The sequence below is a fragment of the Clostridium sp. CTA-17 genome (assembly GCF_054767895.1).
The window spans coordinates 347,245-362,215 of sequence record NZ_BAAABF010000002.1; the positions used below are offsets into that span (position 1 = coordinate 347,245).

The window sequence follows — 14,971 nt, forward strand, 5'->3', positions numbered from 1 at the left end:
TGTTATATAATGTTAATGAATAATTCGAAGAGGTGTTTAATATGGGATTTCTTGATAGTTTAAACAATAAAAATAAACTTGGAAAATATTCACTAGAATCAGATAAAGTTGAAATAATAAAAATTAAAGAAGTATTAAAAGAGCAAGAAGAATGTTTGTGGTTTATTTCATCTTCTGTTTTTAATAGAATATGGATTGTTTCTGTAACAAATATGAGATTAATTTTAGTTAGAAAAAAACTAAATAAAGAATTGGAAATAAAGAGTTTTTTTATTGATGAAATAAATGAAATTGATGTTCAAAAAGGATCATTACTTAGTAAATTAGTATTAAAAATGAATAATGCTAATATAGAATTTAGTAATGTAGAAAATTTATATTTGGATAAATTTTTAGAACTATTAAATACACAGATAAATACTAGACCTAAAGAGTTATCTAAAAGACAAGCTGAAAAGATATATCAAAAAGAAAGGATAGCTCAATTAAAAAGAGATAAAGTTCCATATTGCCCTAAGTGTAAAAGTACATCATTAACATATCAAAATAAAAAGTTGAGTGTTAGAAGAGCAATTACTGGAAAGATTTTGTTTGGTGAAGAGGGGGCAATACTTGGCGGATTAAGCAGTAAAAAAGAGTATGTTAAGTGCTTAAATTGTGGCCATAAGTGGAAAATATAATTCAAGTTTTTATATTGAGGAATAATAAATGAAACAAACATCTAATAAAATTAACAATAATGAAGAGGAAAGAATCAAAAAGATTTATAGAAAAATTCATAAGAATTTTTTGAAAGATAAAACTGAAAGAAATGAAATAGATTATTTATATAAAAAATTATATTTGCATTATATAAATTTAATAGAAAATAATAAGTTAGATATAAAACAAGAAATAACTTTTATTGAATTAAAAATGAATAGACATGAAAATGAAATGTTTAGATATTATATAGGTTTATTTAGTGGAATAATATCTGGTATATTTGTTGCCTTGATAACAGTGTTAATTGATAGTGATTTTTCAAAGGAGCATTTAATACTATCAACACTTGGCAGTGCACTAATATTTTTAATTGTATATATTATTATTAAATTTTCCAAAAAAGATATTAAAGAAATTTCAAACGAAAAGTTATATTACTCAACATGTTTATTAGTTTTAAATGATTTAGAAGAAGAGTTACTTTAAATAGTATGTTAGTATACATACTATTTTTTTATATTTACATACGAACATATGTTTGGTATAATGTAATAAAATGATATTAAATAATATAGTTAAAAATTGATATATTAAAAAAATAATATATTTAAATTAAATAGAAACTAATGCAGAAAAATAATAAAAATTTAATTCTAAGTAATCTTTAAAAAATATTACAATTATTGTATGAATGCATAATTTATTGTAATATTGAAAGGGAATATTATAAGATTTTTAACTTAGGAGGATTTTTATGGCAAGGAAAACTATATCTATGCATTATTTTTATGCTATTATTAAGAAAGAAAAAATAGAAAAACTGGCAGATTTAACTGAAATATTTAAAGTTTTAGAGAAGAGAAAACCAGAAGAAAGAATAATACCAACTAAAAAAGATGAAGAGAATATACAATTAAAGTATATTAACTATAATGAAAAGGCTAAAAGATGGTATTTATGCTTTTTGAAAAATAGAATTGATGCTCCATTTATAACTAAGTTAAGTGACTCTAGAGATAAAGCAGAGTCATTAGAAGATGATGAGTTTGTTGGACAAGAATGTTGTTTAATATATGATGAACGAAGTAAAATAATTTCTATACAAAATAATAGATCAAGTGTATCTTTTAGAACTATAAGTAAATTTTTAAGTAGTTATATAAAAGATTTTTTTGAATTTTCCCCTATAGTATATCAAAAGAAATATACAGAAATATCTGATGATGAAGATATAAATTATAAAAGTATTGTAATAGGATATACAGATATAGAAAAAATTCAGAAGTTAAGTAAGGATTCTGAAGATGGAATTATAAAGTCTATAGCTAAAATGGCTATGGATTTATCGGCAGTAAATGGTAAAGTTGAATTAAATGTTGGTAGAAAAAAGAGATTTTTAGTGAAAAAATCATTAAAAACTTTAGTAGATTTTTTTAAGAAGAATCCAGATGTAACTAGTTCATTAAAAGTAAAAATGATAGATGATGATGGAATAAGGTTTATAGATCTTATACATAATAAAGTCAGTGATAAACAAGATATAATAGTAACAAAAGATGAACCAAAAACATTCAATAAAATATTAAGTGTTATGAATTCATGTTTTAATGAAGCGTTAGAAGAAACATTTGATAAATGTGTTATGTTTTTTGAAAATTAAAAATTTATTTTGGAGGTAGATCGATTATGAAAAAAATATATTTAAAAGACTTTTTAATATATAATATAATTTTGCTTTTGATTTATATATTATTAAGTTTTCTTAAGTATGATCAAAATATAATTAAATATTTTCTTTTTGATACTACAGTTATAAAGTTTCAAGATCTACTTACTGTTTTAATAACTATTTTATCAATTTTCGTTGGAGCTATAATAACTATTGCGACAGTACTTGTTTCTATGTGTGATAAACGTATTATTAAGTTAATAAAAAAATTTGGTAAGATTAATCATGTAATAGATTCTATTAAAGCTGCAATAATAACAGGTATTTTATCAATTATTTTATTGGCATTAGTTTATAGTAATTGTGATTTAAAAATATTATTTTTAAGGTGTATATTACTATATATGTCAGGGTTATTTATTTTAATTTTTATTAATAGAAGTAGAATGCTAATAAAATTAGTTATTTCTTTATTAAATAATTCTTTTGGAAATGATGATATAATAGAAAAACCAGCATTAAAAGATGAGTATAAATTTCATAATAAATAAAAAAAAGACTAGGATAACCTAGTCTTTTTTGTATGGGATTATATATTTAAAGTGTTTTATTGTATAATTATAAATGATTTGATTTTAAGAGGTGAAAATTATGGCAAAAGATAAGAAGCTTAAGACAAATGCTATGAGAATATTGGATTCTAAAAAGGTTTCATATGAAATGTTAAGTTATGAAAGTGAAGATGGAAAAATAGATGGAATTTCAGTAGCTCATAAAATTGGGGTAGATGAGAAAAATGTATTTAAAACATTAGTAGCTCAAGGAACAAGCAAAGAGTTATATGTTTTTGTTATACCAGTTGCAGAAGAATTAGATTTAAAGAATGCTGCTAAGATAGCTGGAGAAAAGAAGGTTGAAATGATAGCAGTTAAGGATATATTAAAATACACCGGCTACATTCGTGGTGGATGTTCCCCTATCGGTTTAAAACGTGATTACAGAACATTTATACATGAGAGTGCTAAAGGGTTAGATTTCATGATAGTAAGTGCAGGAAAGATAGGACATCAAATAAAATTAAATCCTAATGATTTAGTAGAAGTAGTATCTGGAAAATTTGAAAATCTAATAAAATAGTTTTGTCTAAATAAACATAGGTGGATGCTCACCTATAGGAATGAAAAAGAATTATAAAACATTCATACATGAGAGTGCAGAAGATTTAGATTTTATAATATTTAGTGCAGGAAAGATAGGGCATCAAATAAAAATGAATCCAAAAGACTTATTAAATGTTGTAGAAGGGGAATTTGCATTTTTAATAAAATAGTAAAACTAATTAGAGTATATTTTAAAAGAACTTTTAAGGTATTAAAAGTATAGAATTTTTACAATAAAATTTAATTATTAAATCAAAAAGAAGCCACAAAATTTTATGTGGCTTCTTTTTGAATCTTTAAAGAATATTTTTAGCAAATTTCATTAAAGAAGGAGCAGCTGCTAAAAGACTTTTGTTTGATTTTGAATTTATTTTTTTCATTGCACAGGTTACACCTATAATACCTGCTGCAGCTCCTATGCAGGATGCAATAAGAACTTTTTTATTTACTTGAATTTCTTTGTTTAATAGACAAGATTTTATTTTGCAGTCCTCATCATTAGAATTAGCACAATCTTTTAAATCTTCCATAGAATCAAAGAATGAATAATCCTCCATAGTATCTTCCTTAGAGTTATTCATTGAATAGTTATCTCTATAATGAGATGGGGGAACAAAGCGTTTAGATTTTTTTCTTAATGCCTTGTATTCTTTATCCATATTTATACCAATTGCTTTATACATAAAATCACCTCAAATTTATTATTTACAAAATCAATTTATATAATCATAAATTAGAGTCTTTTAAATATTTTCCTTTAATGATAAAAACTTAAAGATTAAAATAATATATTAAGTAACTTTAATATGGTTGGTGAATAAAATGTATTATATGGGATATATTCCAAATTTATTTAGAAGGCGTGAATTTGTATGAATAAAAATGATTTAAATAAAGTTGAAGAAGGATATTATGGGAATAAAGAAGATTATTATGATAAGCAAGGGCATTGTTACACTAGCTTTTTTATAAGTGATATTATTATAGATAATAAAAAGCAAGGTAGTGTTACAATAAATAATAATTTTGATATTTCTAAAGAAAAAAAAGATTTTCTAAAAGAAGAACTTTTAAAATATTTTGAACTTGAAAAAAATGAAAGTTTAGATGATGAAGAATTAGATAACCTTATAAGATTTTTTGTGGAAAATTTAGGAGCACAATTTTATATACAGGGTGTTATAGATTCTTATAAATATATTGTTGAAAAATCTGATGATTTGTTAAGTGTAGAAAGATGATAGAACATAGAAGTTGTCCAATTTAAATAGGGACAACTTCTTTTTTTGTTATTTTTGATATTTTTTTGTAACTATTTTATTGATAAATTTTACTAAAGAATATATTATAGAATATGAAGGATTATTTTAGGCAGGGCGTAATATGACTACTAGGGAGGATTGTGTATGAATAGGAATAAGATAGCAGCTTTGATTTTTGCTGTATCAACAGTATGTGTTGTATCAGCACACAGTGAAAATGCTTATGCAACAGAGCATAAAAATTCTAATCAATTAGAAGAAAATAATCAAACAAGATCGGTAAAAAAAGGGCAAGTTATAAATGTAAGTACGAATTTAAGAATTAGAAAGAGTCCAAATACAAGCAGTGATGTTATTGGATATTTAACTAATGGTGAAATTTTTAATATAGATGGAAAAGAAGGTTCATGGTATAAAATAAATGCTAATGGTAAAGTTGGTTATATTCATGGAGATTATGTTAAAGAAGTAAGTGGAAATTCTAATAGTAGCAATAATAGTGGAAGTAATTCAAATTTAGATACTTCATTAGCTGGGAAAAAGGGTACTGTTGTAAACGTAAGTACTTCTTTAAGAGTTAGACAATCACCAAGCACAAGTAGCTCAGTTGTAGGTAGCCTAAGAGGTGGTCAGACATTTGAGATAAAGGGTAAAAGTGGAAGTTGGTATTATATAAATTCAAATGGACTTACAGGATATATTCATGGAGATTATGTACAAGTAGGTGAAAATATTTCAAATAATGGTGGACAATCATCAGGAAATAATGGACAATCATCAGAAAATAACTCAGGAATGGATACTTCATTAGCAGGAAAAACAGGCAAGGTTGTAAATGTAAGTACTTCTTTAAGAATTAGACAATCACCAAGTACAAGTAGCTCAGTTGTTGGATCATTAAGTGCAGGTCAAACTTTTAAGATAAATGGGAAAAATGGCGCTTGGTATAATATTGATGCACAAGGAACAAAAGGACATGTTCATGGAGATTATGTACAAGTGTTAAGTGGAAACGAAGGTTCTAATAATAGTAATAATAACCAAAGTGGAAACTCAAATAACAATTTAGATGAATCTTATAATGGAAAAACTGGAAAGGTTGTAAATGTAACAACTAATTTAAGACTTAGAAGTCAACCTAATACTAGTAGTTCTGTTTTAGCATACTTATTACCTAATGAGAAGTTTACATTAAAGGGTAAAACATCTTCAGGATGGTTTAAGGTAAATTATAATGGAAAAGTTGGTTATTTAAATGAAGAGTATGTTAAAATAGTATCTTCAGATGAAGGTTCAAATGGAAATCAAGGTGGAAGCACAGGTGGTGGACAAGTTAACCAAAGTAAATATGAGCAAGTTTTAAGTATTATGAAGTCTCATATTGGTTCGCCATACATTTACGGAGGATCTGGAGAAGTACTAACTTCAAGTTTATTAAGTAGCTTAAGAAGAACTTTTCCAGATCATGCTGCAAGAGGATTTTATGATATACCATCAAGTTATTTAAATGGTAATTATAGAGCCTTTGATTGTTCTGGATTAATGCAATGGAGTTTTAGACAAGCTGGAATTAGTTTAGGAAGGACAACTTGGGATCAAATAAATAATGGATATGAAGTTTCTCCAAGTAATGCTAAGCCAGGCGACTTATTATTCTTTAGTAATTTAGGACATGTAGGTATGTATATAGGAAATGGTCAGTGGATAGAGGCTCCTAATAAGGGTAAATTTGTTTCTATTACATCAGTTCCATGGAGTAAAATAGGAAGAGCAAGAAGAGTTCTTTAAGATTAACATAATAAATTTATTATAAAGCAAGTTATATTTAGTAATATGTGTACTGAGTATAGCTTGTTTTTTTATTTATTTAATATACAAAATTTGTAAAATATATTATAATTATATTGTAAAATAATGGGAGGTGATTTGGTGAAAAAATTATTATTATTTATTAGTAGTTATGAAGGTGAAAAGAGTAATTCTTATTATATAGCAGATTATATAGAAAAAAAGTTATTAGGAAGAGTAGAGTGTTCTAAAATATTATTAAGCAATAATGAGTTAAATAATATAAAAGATGAAGTTAGAAAATGTGATAATATTATTTTTATTACTTCATTAAGAAAAGATGAATTTAATAAGGCATCAAAGGATTTTTTAGAAGTTATTAGAGCGGAAAATAAAAATAAAGATTATAATAAAGAAATAAAGTTTTCAGTTATTTTAAATGGTGATGCTGAAGTTTTAAATGGGATAGAAGAAATAGAAAAACTATTAGAACACTGTAAGGATATATGCAATAAAAAATATATTGTATGGCAGAAGGGGATAGGAGTATTAGCTAAACTAAATCTATGGGAAAGTGGTTTGGAAAATAACGATTTAGAATATGATCAATTAGCAATAGAATTAGAAATGTTTTGTCAAGATATAGTAAATGAAAAGAGATATCATCATAATAGTTTTGCTATACCTAAAAAGGGAAGTGGATTTTTAAAATTTATAAATAATAGAATAAAGCAATTTACTTAGGCTTATAAATAGGCTGTATCATGATTAAATAATAAAATTTATAGAATTTATGGAGATTAATAATATAAATAGATTAATTTGGAGATGATGAGAGAGTAGATAGCTTTAACTTTTTATACAAAACTATCTACTGTCTCATAATTTGTCTTCAAATAAATTTTACTACAGTGACAATAATTATTTAGTTTTTTATAATTTTTTTAATTATTTTTCTAAAGTTTTTCTATTATTTACAGTCCATTTTTATTAGAATCAGGAGAAATACCTTTATCTTTTAAAATTTCATAAATTGTTTTAGATGTTGTATCTTCCATTGAATAGCCTAAGTCTATTAAAATTTCATTAAGTTTTTCTTCAGATGAAGTTTCTATTTCTATGTATGGAAATGGACAAAATGATGGATCATTAATATCTATTTCTATTAATGAATCTTTATATTTGTAGCTTTCTCTATACTTCTTTATAGTTTCAAATAATTCTAATCCTAAAGATTTAAAGATATTTTCACCCATAGCTCCATCTTCTATAATTGTTTCATTTTCTTCCATTACTTTAAACTTATCTTGGCTAAGCATTTTTTTTGTAGTCATAAAATAAACTGTTTTATTGTTTATAAGGTCTTCAACAGTTCTTATTCTTGCATAACCTTTTTTATCTAATAATTTTCTATCTGGAAAATCAAAAATATCATTTGTTTGATTTTCACGTTTTACATTCTCAGCTCCAAGTTTACTTAATGTTTCTCTTAGTTTTTCAACATCTATATCTATAATACGTGTTTCAAGTTCTTTCATAATTAAACTACCTCCAAATTCTTTATAATACTATTATAAACAAATTGTTAAAGAGAGAAAAGAATAGTATGGTGATTTTTCCTTTATACTTTGATAAAATATAATATGTGTCAAATTTAAGAAAAGTGGGAGGATAAAGATGGAATACGTAAATGATATAAATATAATTGAAGCTGTTATACATATATTAGATAGTAACAGTGATGAACTTATATTAAATGAGTATAAATTAGAGTTAACAGATGAAATTTATAAGTTTATATATAAACATGTAGAGAAGGGGCTAAAAAGTGAAGATTTAAAGTATGCTATTTTTAATCCAGAGAGACATATAGTTAAGGAAGTTTCTCAAGATTTTTTAAATGGAGTTAATAGTGATATAGTTGAAGTTTCTCAAGAGCTAGCAAGACAGATGTTTTATATTATGAGGGCTAATATAAACATTCCAAGTTGTGATTTACTTACAGTATCAATATCTACAGATCAAGGACCTATGCTTGGGATTTTAAAAATGGATTACATAAAAAACTTTACTCATAAGGTTGATTTTGTTGAGGACAAAATAGGAATAGGAATAGTAGAACAGGCGGCAGGACTTCCAGCATCAGGGCAAAAAGTTCAAAAATGTGCATTTATAAAACCTATAAGAGAAGATCAAAAGGTTAATCTTATGGTAATAGATAAGAAAAAGAAATCATCAGAAGAGGATGATTATGATTCAAACTACTTTGTAGATAACTATTTAGGATGTACAGTTTTTCAAAATGAAAGAGATATGACAAAAACTTTTGTAAAGGCAACAGAAGAGTGGACTAGAAATAATATTATTGAAGATGCAGAAAAAGCTGAAGGTATAAGAAGTAAAATAAAGAATAAGCTTAAAGAAGAGGAAGTTATAAATATAGAAGAATTATCACGTGAGTTATTTAATGAAGAGGAACCTATATTAAAGGATGGTTTTACAACCTTTGTAAGAGGCCATGGATTAGAGAATGATGTTGAAGTTGATAAACTTTGGGTTGAAAAAAAGATGAAAAGAACTAGACTTAAAATAGATAAGGAAATAGATTTATATATTGATGATGAAGCTTACCATGATGATTCTAAATTTGAAATTGTGAGAAATGGTGATGGAAGCATAAATATGGTTATAAAAAATATTAAAAATTATATAGAGAAATAAAAAAAGAGATTAGAAAATCTAATCTCTTTTTATTATTTAAAACTATTAAGCTCTGTTTACTGAACCGAATAATTCCATTTTTTCTTTAACTGTAGCTTTTATAGCTTCGAATCCAGGATTTAATAATTTTCTTGGGTCAAATCCTTTTCCTTCTAAGTCTTTTCCAGCTTCTATATATTTACGAGTAGCTTCAGCAAATGATAATTGACACTCAGTATTAACATTTATTTTTGATACTCCTAATGATATAGCTTCTGCGATCATATCTGAAGGGATTCCAGTACCACCGTGTAATACTAAAGGCATATCTCCAGTAGCAGCTTTAATGTTAGCTAAAGCTTCGAAGTTTAATCCAGCCCAGTTTGCAGGGTATTTTCCGTGAATGTTTCCGATACCAGCAGCTAACATAGTAACTCCTAATTCAGCGATTTGTTTACATTCAGCAGGATCAGCGATTTCTCCAGCTCCAACAACACCGTCTTCTTCTCCACCGATTGATCCAACTTCAGCTTCAACTGATACGTTTTTAGCAGCAGCTAAGTTGATTATTTCTTTAGTTTTAACTATGTTTTCTTCGATTGAGTAGTGTGATCCGTCAAACATTACTGATGAGAATCCAGCGTCCATAGCATCTATAGCTCCTTGGTAGCTACCGTGATCTAAGTGTAATGCTACAGGAACAGTTATTTTTAATTCTTCTAACATTCCGTTAACCATTCCAACTATTGTTTTGAATCCACACATGTATTTAGCAGCACCTTCTGATACTCCTAATATAACTGGTGAGTTATTTTCTTGAGCAGTTAATAATATAGCTTTTGTCCATTCTAAGTTGTTTATGTTGAATTGACCAACAGCGTATTTTCCTTCTCTTGCTTTATTTAACATTTCTTTTGCGTTAACTAATGCCATTTTGTTTACCACCTTTCAAAATCTTTCATTAACTTTTATTAGATTTATATAGGGACACAAAAAGTCCATGCGGGACTTGCCCCTTTCAATAACATTATAAACTAAAATCATTATAAATTCCACAATAAAATATATTTTTTAGGTTGGAATTTAAAATATTACCTATATTAACCTTCTGAATATCCTTTATATGCTTTGTATAGCTCTTTATTATGTGTACAGAGGATAAACTATTTGAAGCATCTTCAGCCTTTATATATTGAGTTAAACTAAGTATTTCTTTACTTAAATTATCTAATTGTTCATGATTTATGTAAAGAGATAAAGAAACATAATTTTCTTCTAAGAGGTTACTTAAGTTTAAAGACTCTTTATAAGCTTTATTCCAATCTTCTTTGCTTAAGGAATTTTCTATTTTGTTGCTATAATCATTTACCATATCACATACATCTATTAGTTTATTATCAAAAAATAAAACAGAACCAAGGAGTAAAAAAAATATTAATGATGAAATTAGAGTGTTTTTCATAGTATGATGTCCTCCTTATCTTTCTGATTTTTTTTCTGAATAAATATCTTTCCATTAGAATCCATCATAATTAGGAATAATTTATCTCTAGGTGGATAATTAAGAGATCTTAATTTTTCATCTAACCATTTTTCATCTTTGTTCATTCCTTTAAGAGCTTTTTTATTTAAACGTCCACTTTCAAATAAAACAACTGGAATTTTTGATTCACTTTCTTTTATTTTTAAATCTTTTTTCTTAACATTATCACAAGCGCTTTTAGGAATAATTGATATGGTTCCATTAGTTTCTATAATTGCATATTGAATATCGCTTATATCTAAATAACCAGCACTCCGTAATTCTTCTAATATATCATTCATTGTTAGCCTTTGTTTCTTCATCATTTCTAGATTAATCTCACCATTACTAATTATTATAGAAGGAGTTCCATCTAGTAGTTTTTCAAACAAACGGCTATGTTGTTGGATTTCAGATATTATTATTTTTACAAATAAAAGTGTAATTATAGGTACTATTCCTAAAAGAAGAGGAAGACGAGTATCCTGCATTGGTAAAGACGCTAAATCAGATAGCATTAAGGTTATTACAAGCTCATAAGGTTGCAATTCCCCAATTTGGCGTTTACCCATAAGTCTAATACTTATAATTACAATAAAATAAAGTATTGCTGTTCTTATAAAAGTTATTAGCATAAAAAAACACCTCCTCTAATAAAATAGGGTAACAAATTTAAAGGGTATTTATACAAAAATAGATAAATTTTTTAAAGTTTTAAGTGTATAATAACAATAAGGCGGCTTATAAGTAGAGAGGAATGGTGTTTATGAAAAGCTTTAGGGTTAATTTAAATGGGGAAAATTTAGTCTTCAATGAAGGAGAAAAGTATTCAGCAATTCTAAAAAAAGACTATATAAATGAAAAAATACCTGTTACTTTAGTTAAACAAAAGAACAAGTATTATGAATTTACTGATTTAATAAATAATGATGGAGATATAGAACTTGTAAATATAGGTGATCCACATGGGAAAATAGCTTATAGTAGAACTTTACAGTTTGTTTTTATAAAAGCAACTTTAGACTTATTTAAGGATGCTAGGATAAATATAGAGCATTCTATAAGTAAGGGGACTTTTGGGGAAATTCACAAAGAAAAAGCCTTAGATGAAGAAGATATATTAAAAATAAAGAAAAAAATGCAAGAGATAATAGATAAAAATATTATAATAGAAAAAATAAAGATGCCTAAGGAAGAGGGTATAAATATATTTAAATCTTATAAGATGCAGGATAAGGTTGATTTATTACATTGGGTTCAAGAAGATTATGTAAACTTATATAAATTAGAAGATAGGTATGATTATTTTTATGGAGATATGGCATATTCTACAGGTGTTTTAAAATATTTTGATTTATTATATTATAATCCAGGTTTTATACTTATGGTACCAAGTCATAAGCATCCAACAGTTGTACCTGAATTTAAGGAGCAAAAAAAGTTATTTAATGTATTTAGAGAAAATGAAAAATGGCTAAATATATTAGGAACTCCAGATGTAGGGTCGTTAGATTATAAATTAGGTGGACAAGAATCTTCAGACATAATAAGAGTTTCTGAAGCTTTACATGAGAAAAAAATAGCACAAATAGCAGATATGATAAGTGAAAGAAAAGAAGTTAAAATTGTTTTAGTAGCAGGGCCCTCATCTTCAGGTAAAACAACATTTTCAAAAAGACTTGCCATACAGCTTAGAGTTAATGGATATATACCAATAGCCATATCTTTAGATGATTATTTTATAAATAGAATTCATACTCCTTTAGATGAAGAGGGAAAACCTGATTTTGAATCTATAAATGCCTTAGATTTAGAATTGTTTAATAAGAATCTTTATGATATTTTAGAAGGGGAAGAAGTAGAAATACCTTCTTATAATTTTAAAATAGGAGAAAGAGAATGGGTAGGTAATAAAATTAAGCTTCCTGATAATGGAGTACTTGTTATAGAGGGAATACATGGACTAAATCCAAAACTTACAGAAAAAATTCCTTCAAAGAATAAGTTTAAGGTTTATATTTCTGCCTTAACACAATTAAATTTAGATAACCACAATAGAATTCCAACTACAGATGTCAGAAAAATAAGACGTATAGTTAGAGATTCTTTATCAAGAGGATATGGAGCAGAACAAACTTTAGAAATGTGGAGTTCTATAAAAAGAGGAGAGGAAAAGAATATATTTGTTTATCAAGAAGAAGCAGATGTTATGTTTAACTCAACTTTAGTTTATGAATTAGCAGCATTAAAGGAATATGCCTTAAGAGAATTAGAAAAAGTAGATAAAAATAGCAGTGTTTACTATGAAGCTAAAAGAATAATAAATACATTAAAGTTTTTTGTGGAAGTTAAGCCAGAAAGAGTACCTGAAAACTCAATTTTAAGGGAATTTATAGGTGGAAGTTGCTTTTATAAGTACTAATTAAATTAATATTAAAGATATATTGAATATTTTATTATCTTTAATACTTAAAATATATTAGAAATTAAGTAGGGATTAATACAATTTATAAATGTTAGTTTGAAAATATTTTAATAATAAAAGTATATTAAAATAAATGAGATGTATCAAAATAAAGTATAAGCTTTATTAATGATACATCTCTATTTTATTTAGCTATTAAGTGAGTCTGTGAATCTCTTGAAACCTTCTAAGCCTTCTTCATTTAGTTTAAAAACACCACAATGTTCTAAAACAGATACGAATTTATTTGATAATTCTTTATTTACAAAATCATTTAACTCTGTTGAGGATTTTAAATAATCAAATTTTTTCTTTAGTTCAAGAGCCCATGATCTGTGATATTCTTCAATATTATCTAAAGAAATTTCATTCTTTAAGTATTCTTTTATTTTTTTAAGCTCCTTTAGAAGTCTTCCTGGTAAAACAGCAAGTCCCATAACTTCTATTAGTCCTATGTTCTCCTTTTTGATATGATGAACTTCTTCATGAGGATGGAATATTCCAAGAGGATGCTCTTTAGAAGTTCTGTTATTTCTAAGAGATAAATCAACTACGAATTTTCCATCTTCTTTTCTTACCATAGGAGTTATTGTATTATGCATTTCCTTATTAGAATAAGCTAAGATATCTAAAGTTTCATCTGAATAATCTCTCCATTTTTTTAGTATTAAGTCAGAAGCCAATACTAGAGAATCTATATTTTCTCCTCTTAATCTTATAGTAGAAATTGGCCATTTAATAGCTTCACATTCTACATCTTCAAAGCCATTTATAGAAAAATCAAATAGTTTCTTAGCATCATTCATAGGGAATCTATGATTTCCTCCTTGATAATGTTCATGGGAAAGAATAGAACCTCCAACTATAGGTAAATCAGCATTTGAACCAGCAAAGTAATGAGGGAATTTATCCACAAAACTTAATAAATTTTTAAATGTTGAAATATCTATTTTCATTGGAACATGATCCTCTGAAAGTATTATGCAGTGTTCATTATAATAAAGATAAGGAGAGTATTGAAGCATCCAATTTCTATCATTAAGATTTAATCTTATCATTCTATGATTAGCTCTATCAGGATGAGTTACTGTTCCCTCATATCCTTCATTTTCTATACATAATAAACATTTTGGATAATTACTTTTAACAGAATTTCTTGCTAAAGCTATTTCTTTAGGGTCTTTTTCAGGTTTTGATAAGTTTATTGTAATATCCATAGTACCATATTTAGATGGTGCCTTAAAATTTATATTTTTAGCTATTCTATCAGTTCTTATATAATTTGAACTTTTACTTAAAGAGTAGAAATAATCTGTGCTTTCTTTAGGTGAAATAGCATATCTTTTATAAAATTCCTTGTTTATTAAAGATGGTGTAGGTAAAAATATATTCATGATATCACTAGAAAATATGTCTTTTGAATATAAAGCATCTTCTATGATGTTCTTTTCTATGGCTATATTTATTAGTTCATTTAATGTCTCATGAAAAGAAAGCGTAAGCTTTTCTCCACATGGAGTATAACTATTTTCATTAAATAGACTAAGAAGTCTATTTCTAGTATATACAGTGTCCATGTCTTCTATGAGATTATTATTTATTGATATTTCTATTAATCTATCTATTAAAGCATTTAAATTATACATGAAAAATCCCCCTTAATTAAATTGAAGAGGGCATGTATCAAAATAGGTTTTATTA

The 14,971-nt window shown here is 26.2% G+C and carries 17 protein-coding genes; 11 read left to right on the top strand and 6 right to left on the bottom strand.

Annotated features, from left to right (window positions below; all coding sequences use genetic code 11):
• Positions 1-41: 41 nt before the first annotated feature.
• From ACYUCG_RS05935 to ACYUCG_RS05960, 6 genes are all read left to right on the top strand, one after another.
• Positions 42-680: a PH domain-containing protein gene (locus ACYUCG_RS05935; protein WP_332834898.1), complete on the top strand. Its 639-nt coding sequence runs from the start codon at positions 42-44 to the stop codon at positions 678-680.
• Positions 681-708: 28 nt separating this feature from the next.
• Positions 709-1,191, top strand: a complete 483-nt coding sequence (locus ACYUCG_RS05940; RefSeq protein WP_164809564.1) for a hypothetical protein — start codon at positions 709-711, stop codon at positions 1,189-1,191.
• A gap of 268 nt (positions 1,192-1,459) precedes the next feature.
• Positions 1,460-2,365 (top strand): DUF6731 family protein, encoded by a 906-nt coding sequence (locus ACYUCG_RS05945; protein ID WP_164809534.1) that lies wholly within the window; start codon positions 1,460-1,462, stop codon positions 2,363-2,365.
• A gap of 26 nt (positions 2,366-2,391) precedes the next feature.
• On the top strand, positions 2,392-2,925 hold the full coding sequence (locus tag ACYUCG_RS05950; RefSeq protein WP_164809533.1) for a hypothetical protein: 534 nt from the start codon (positions 2,392-2,394) through the stop codon (positions 2,923-2,925).
• Positions 2,926-3,025: 100 nt separating this feature from the next.
• Positions 3,026-3,511: a Cys-tRNA(Pro) deacylase gene (gene ybaK / locus ACYUCG_RS05955; RefSeq protein ID WP_164809532.1), complete on the top strand. Its 486-nt coding sequence runs from the start codon at positions 3,026-3,028 to the stop codon at positions 3,509-3,511.
• Positions 3,512-3,527: 16 nt separating this feature from the next.
• Positions 3,528-3,704 carry a hypothetical protein gene (locus ACYUCG_RS05960; protein WP_460268333.1) on the top strand — a complete coding sequence of 59 codons (177 nt, stop codon included), beginning with the start codon at positions 3,528-3,530 and terminating at the stop codon, positions 3,702-3,704.
• A gap of 126 nt (positions 3,705-3,830) precedes the next feature.
• On the opposite strand, the gene ACYUCG_RS05965 is transcribed toward ACYUCG_RS05960, so the two are convergent.
• Positions 3,831-4,217 carry a hypothetical protein gene (locus tag ACYUCG_RS05965; RefSeq protein WP_283677724.1) on the bottom strand — a complete coding sequence of 129 codons (387 nt, stop codon included), beginning with the start codon at positions 4,215-4,217 and terminating at the stop codon, positions 3,831-3,833.
• Positions 4,218-4,406: 189 nt separating this feature from the next.
• On the opposite strand from ACYUCG_RS05965, the gene ACYUCG_RS05970 reads away from it, so the two are divergent.
• The 3 genes from ACYUCG_RS05970 (at position 4,407) to ACYUCG_RS05980 (ending at position 7,328) form a co-directional block, all read left to right on the top strand.
• A complete protein-coding gene (locus tag ACYUCG_RS05970) occupies positions 4,407-4,775 on the top strand; it encodes a DUF2164 family protein (RefSeq protein ID WP_061415669.1) in 369 nt (122 codons plus the stop codon).
• A gap of 165 nt (positions 4,776-4,940) precedes the next feature.
• Positions 4,941-6,584, top strand: coding sequence for a C40 family peptidase (locus ACYUCG_RS05975; protein ID WP_460268292.1), 1,644 nt, complete (start codon positions 4,941-4,943; stop codon positions 6,582-6,584).
• Positions 6,585-6,725: 141 nt separating this feature from the next.
• On the top strand, positions 6,726-7,328 hold the full coding sequence (locus tag ACYUCG_RS05980; protein WP_415319290.1) for an NADPH-dependent FMN reductase family protein: 603 nt from the start codon (positions 6,726-6,728) through the stop codon (positions 7,326-7,328).
• A gap of 230 nt (positions 7,329-7,558) precedes the next feature.
• On the opposite strand, the gene ACYUCG_RS05985 is transcribed toward ACYUCG_RS05980, so the two are convergent.
• Positions 7,559-8,122, bottom strand: coding sequence for a class IV adenylate cyclase (locus ACYUCG_RS05985; RefSeq protein WP_460268293.1), 564 nt, complete (start codon positions 8,120-8,122; stop codon positions 7,559-7,561).
• Between the two features lie 139 nt (positions 8,123-8,261).
• On the opposite strand from ACYUCG_RS05985, the gene ACYUCG_RS05990 reads away from it, so the two are divergent.
• Positions 8,262-9,305 (top strand): nucleoid-associated protein, encoded by a 1,044-nt coding sequence (locus ACYUCG_RS05990; protein ID WP_460268294.1) that lies wholly within the window; start codon positions 8,262-8,264, stop codon positions 9,303-9,305.
• Positions 9,306-9,350: 45 nt separating this feature from the next.
• Here ACYUCG_RS05990 and fba read toward each other — a convergent pair whose 3' ends face one another.
• The 3 genes from fba to ACYUCG_RS06005 all read right to left on the bottom strand — a co-directional run bounded on the left by fba (position 9,351) and on the right by ACYUCG_RS06005 (position 11,441).
• Complete coding sequence (fba, locus tag ACYUCG_RS05995) at positions 9,351-10,217, bottom strand: class II fructose-1,6-bisphosphate aldolase (protein WP_003449129.1); 867 nt, start codon at positions 10,215-10,217, stop codon at positions 9,351-9,353.
• 94 nt (positions 10,218-10,311) lie between these two features.
• Positions 10,312-10,746 carry a DUF4363 family protein gene (locus ACYUCG_RS06000; protein ID WP_139933446.1) on the bottom strand — a complete coding sequence of 145 codons (435 nt, stop codon included), beginning with the start codon at positions 10,744-10,746 and terminating at the stop codon, positions 10,312-10,314.
• Entirely contained in the window at positions 10,743-11,441 is a 699-nt protein-coding gene (locus tag ACYUCG_RS06005) for a DUF421 domain-containing protein (RefSeq protein ID WP_139933445.1), read from the bottom strand. Before ACYUCG_RS06005 ends, ACYUCG_RS06000 begins: the two co-directional genes overlap by 4 nt.
• A gap of 131 nt (positions 11,442-11,572) precedes the next feature.
• Here ACYUCG_RS06005 and ACYUCG_RS06010 point away from each other — a divergent pair, with 131 nt between their 5' ends.
• A complete protein-coding gene (locus ACYUCG_RS06010) occupies positions 11,573-13,228 on the top strand; it encodes a nucleoside kinase (protein ID WP_139933444.1) in 1,656 nt (551 codons plus the stop codon).
• A 191-nt stretch (positions 13,229-13,419) separates the two neighbouring features.
• Here the strand turns inward: ACYUCG_RS06010 and galT are convergent, their stop codons facing one another.
• On the bottom strand, positions 13,420-14,916 hold the full coding sequence (gene galT / locus ACYUCG_RS06015; protein WP_240298338.1) for a UDP-glucose--hexose-1-phosphate uridylyltransferase: 1,497 nt from the start codon (positions 14,914-14,916) through the stop codon (positions 13,420-13,422).
• Positions 14,917-14,971 lie beyond the last annotated feature (55 nt).

Bases quoted from the DNA above. Each gene is read 5' to 3' on its own strand.
- ACYUCG_RS05940 (WP_164809564.1), top strand. From the start codon at position 709: ATGAAACAAACATCTAATAAAATTAACAATAATGAAGAGGAAAGAATC.
- ACYUCG_RS05975 (WP_460268292.1), top strand. From the start codon at position 4,941: ATGAATAGGAATAAGATAGCAGCTTTGATTTTTGCTGTATCAACAGTA.
- ACYUCG_RS05985 (WP_460268293.1), bottom strand. From the start codon at position 8,122: ATGAAAGAACTTGAAACACGTATTATAGATATAGATGTTGAAAAACTA.
- ACYUCG_RS05950 (WP_164809533.1), top strand. From the start codon at position 2,392: ATGAAAAAAATATATTTAAAAGACTTTTTAATATATAATATAATTTTG.
- ACYUCG_RS05935 (WP_332834898.1), top strand. From the start codon at position 42: ATGGGATTTCTTGATAGTTTAAACAATAAAAATAAACTTGGAAAATAT.
- ACYUCG_RS06010 (WP_139933444.1), top strand. From the start codon at position 11,573: ATGAAAAGCTTTAGGGTTAATTTAAATGGGGAAAATTTAGTCTTCAAT.
- ACYUCG_RS05990 (WP_460268294.1), top strand. From the start codon at position 8,262: ATGGAATACGTAAATGATATAAATATAATTGAAGCTGTTATACATATA.
- ACYUCG_RS05965 (WP_283677724.1), bottom strand. From the start codon at position 4,217: ATGTATAAAGCAATTGGTATAAATATGGATAAAGAATACAAGGCATTA.
- galT (WP_240298338.1), bottom strand. From the start codon at position 14,916: ATGTATAATTTAAATGCTTTAATAGATAGATTAATAGAAATATCAATA.
- ACYUCG_RS05945 (WP_164809534.1), top strand. From the start codon at position 1,460: ATGGCAAGGAAAACTATATCTATGCATTATTTTTATGCTATTATTAAG.
- fba (WP_003449129.1), bottom strand. From the start codon at position 10,217: ATGGCATTAGTTAACGCAAAAGAAATGTTAAATAAAGCAAGAGAAGGA.
- ybaK (WP_164809532.1), top strand. From the start codon at position 3,026: ATGGCAAAAGATAAGAAGCTTAAGACAAATGCTATGAGAATATTGGAT.
- ACYUCG_RS05970 (WP_061415669.1), top strand. From the start codon at position 4,407: ATGAATAAAAATGATTTAAATAAAGTTGAAGAAGGATATTATGGGAAT.
- ACYUCG_RS06005 (WP_139933445.1), bottom strand. From the start codon at position 11,441: ATGCTAATAACTTTTATAAGAACAGCAATACTTTATTTTATTGTAATT.
- ACYUCG_RS06000 (WP_139933446.1), bottom strand. From the start codon at position 10,746: ATGAAAAACACTCTAATTTCATCATTAATATTTTTTTTACTCCTTGGT.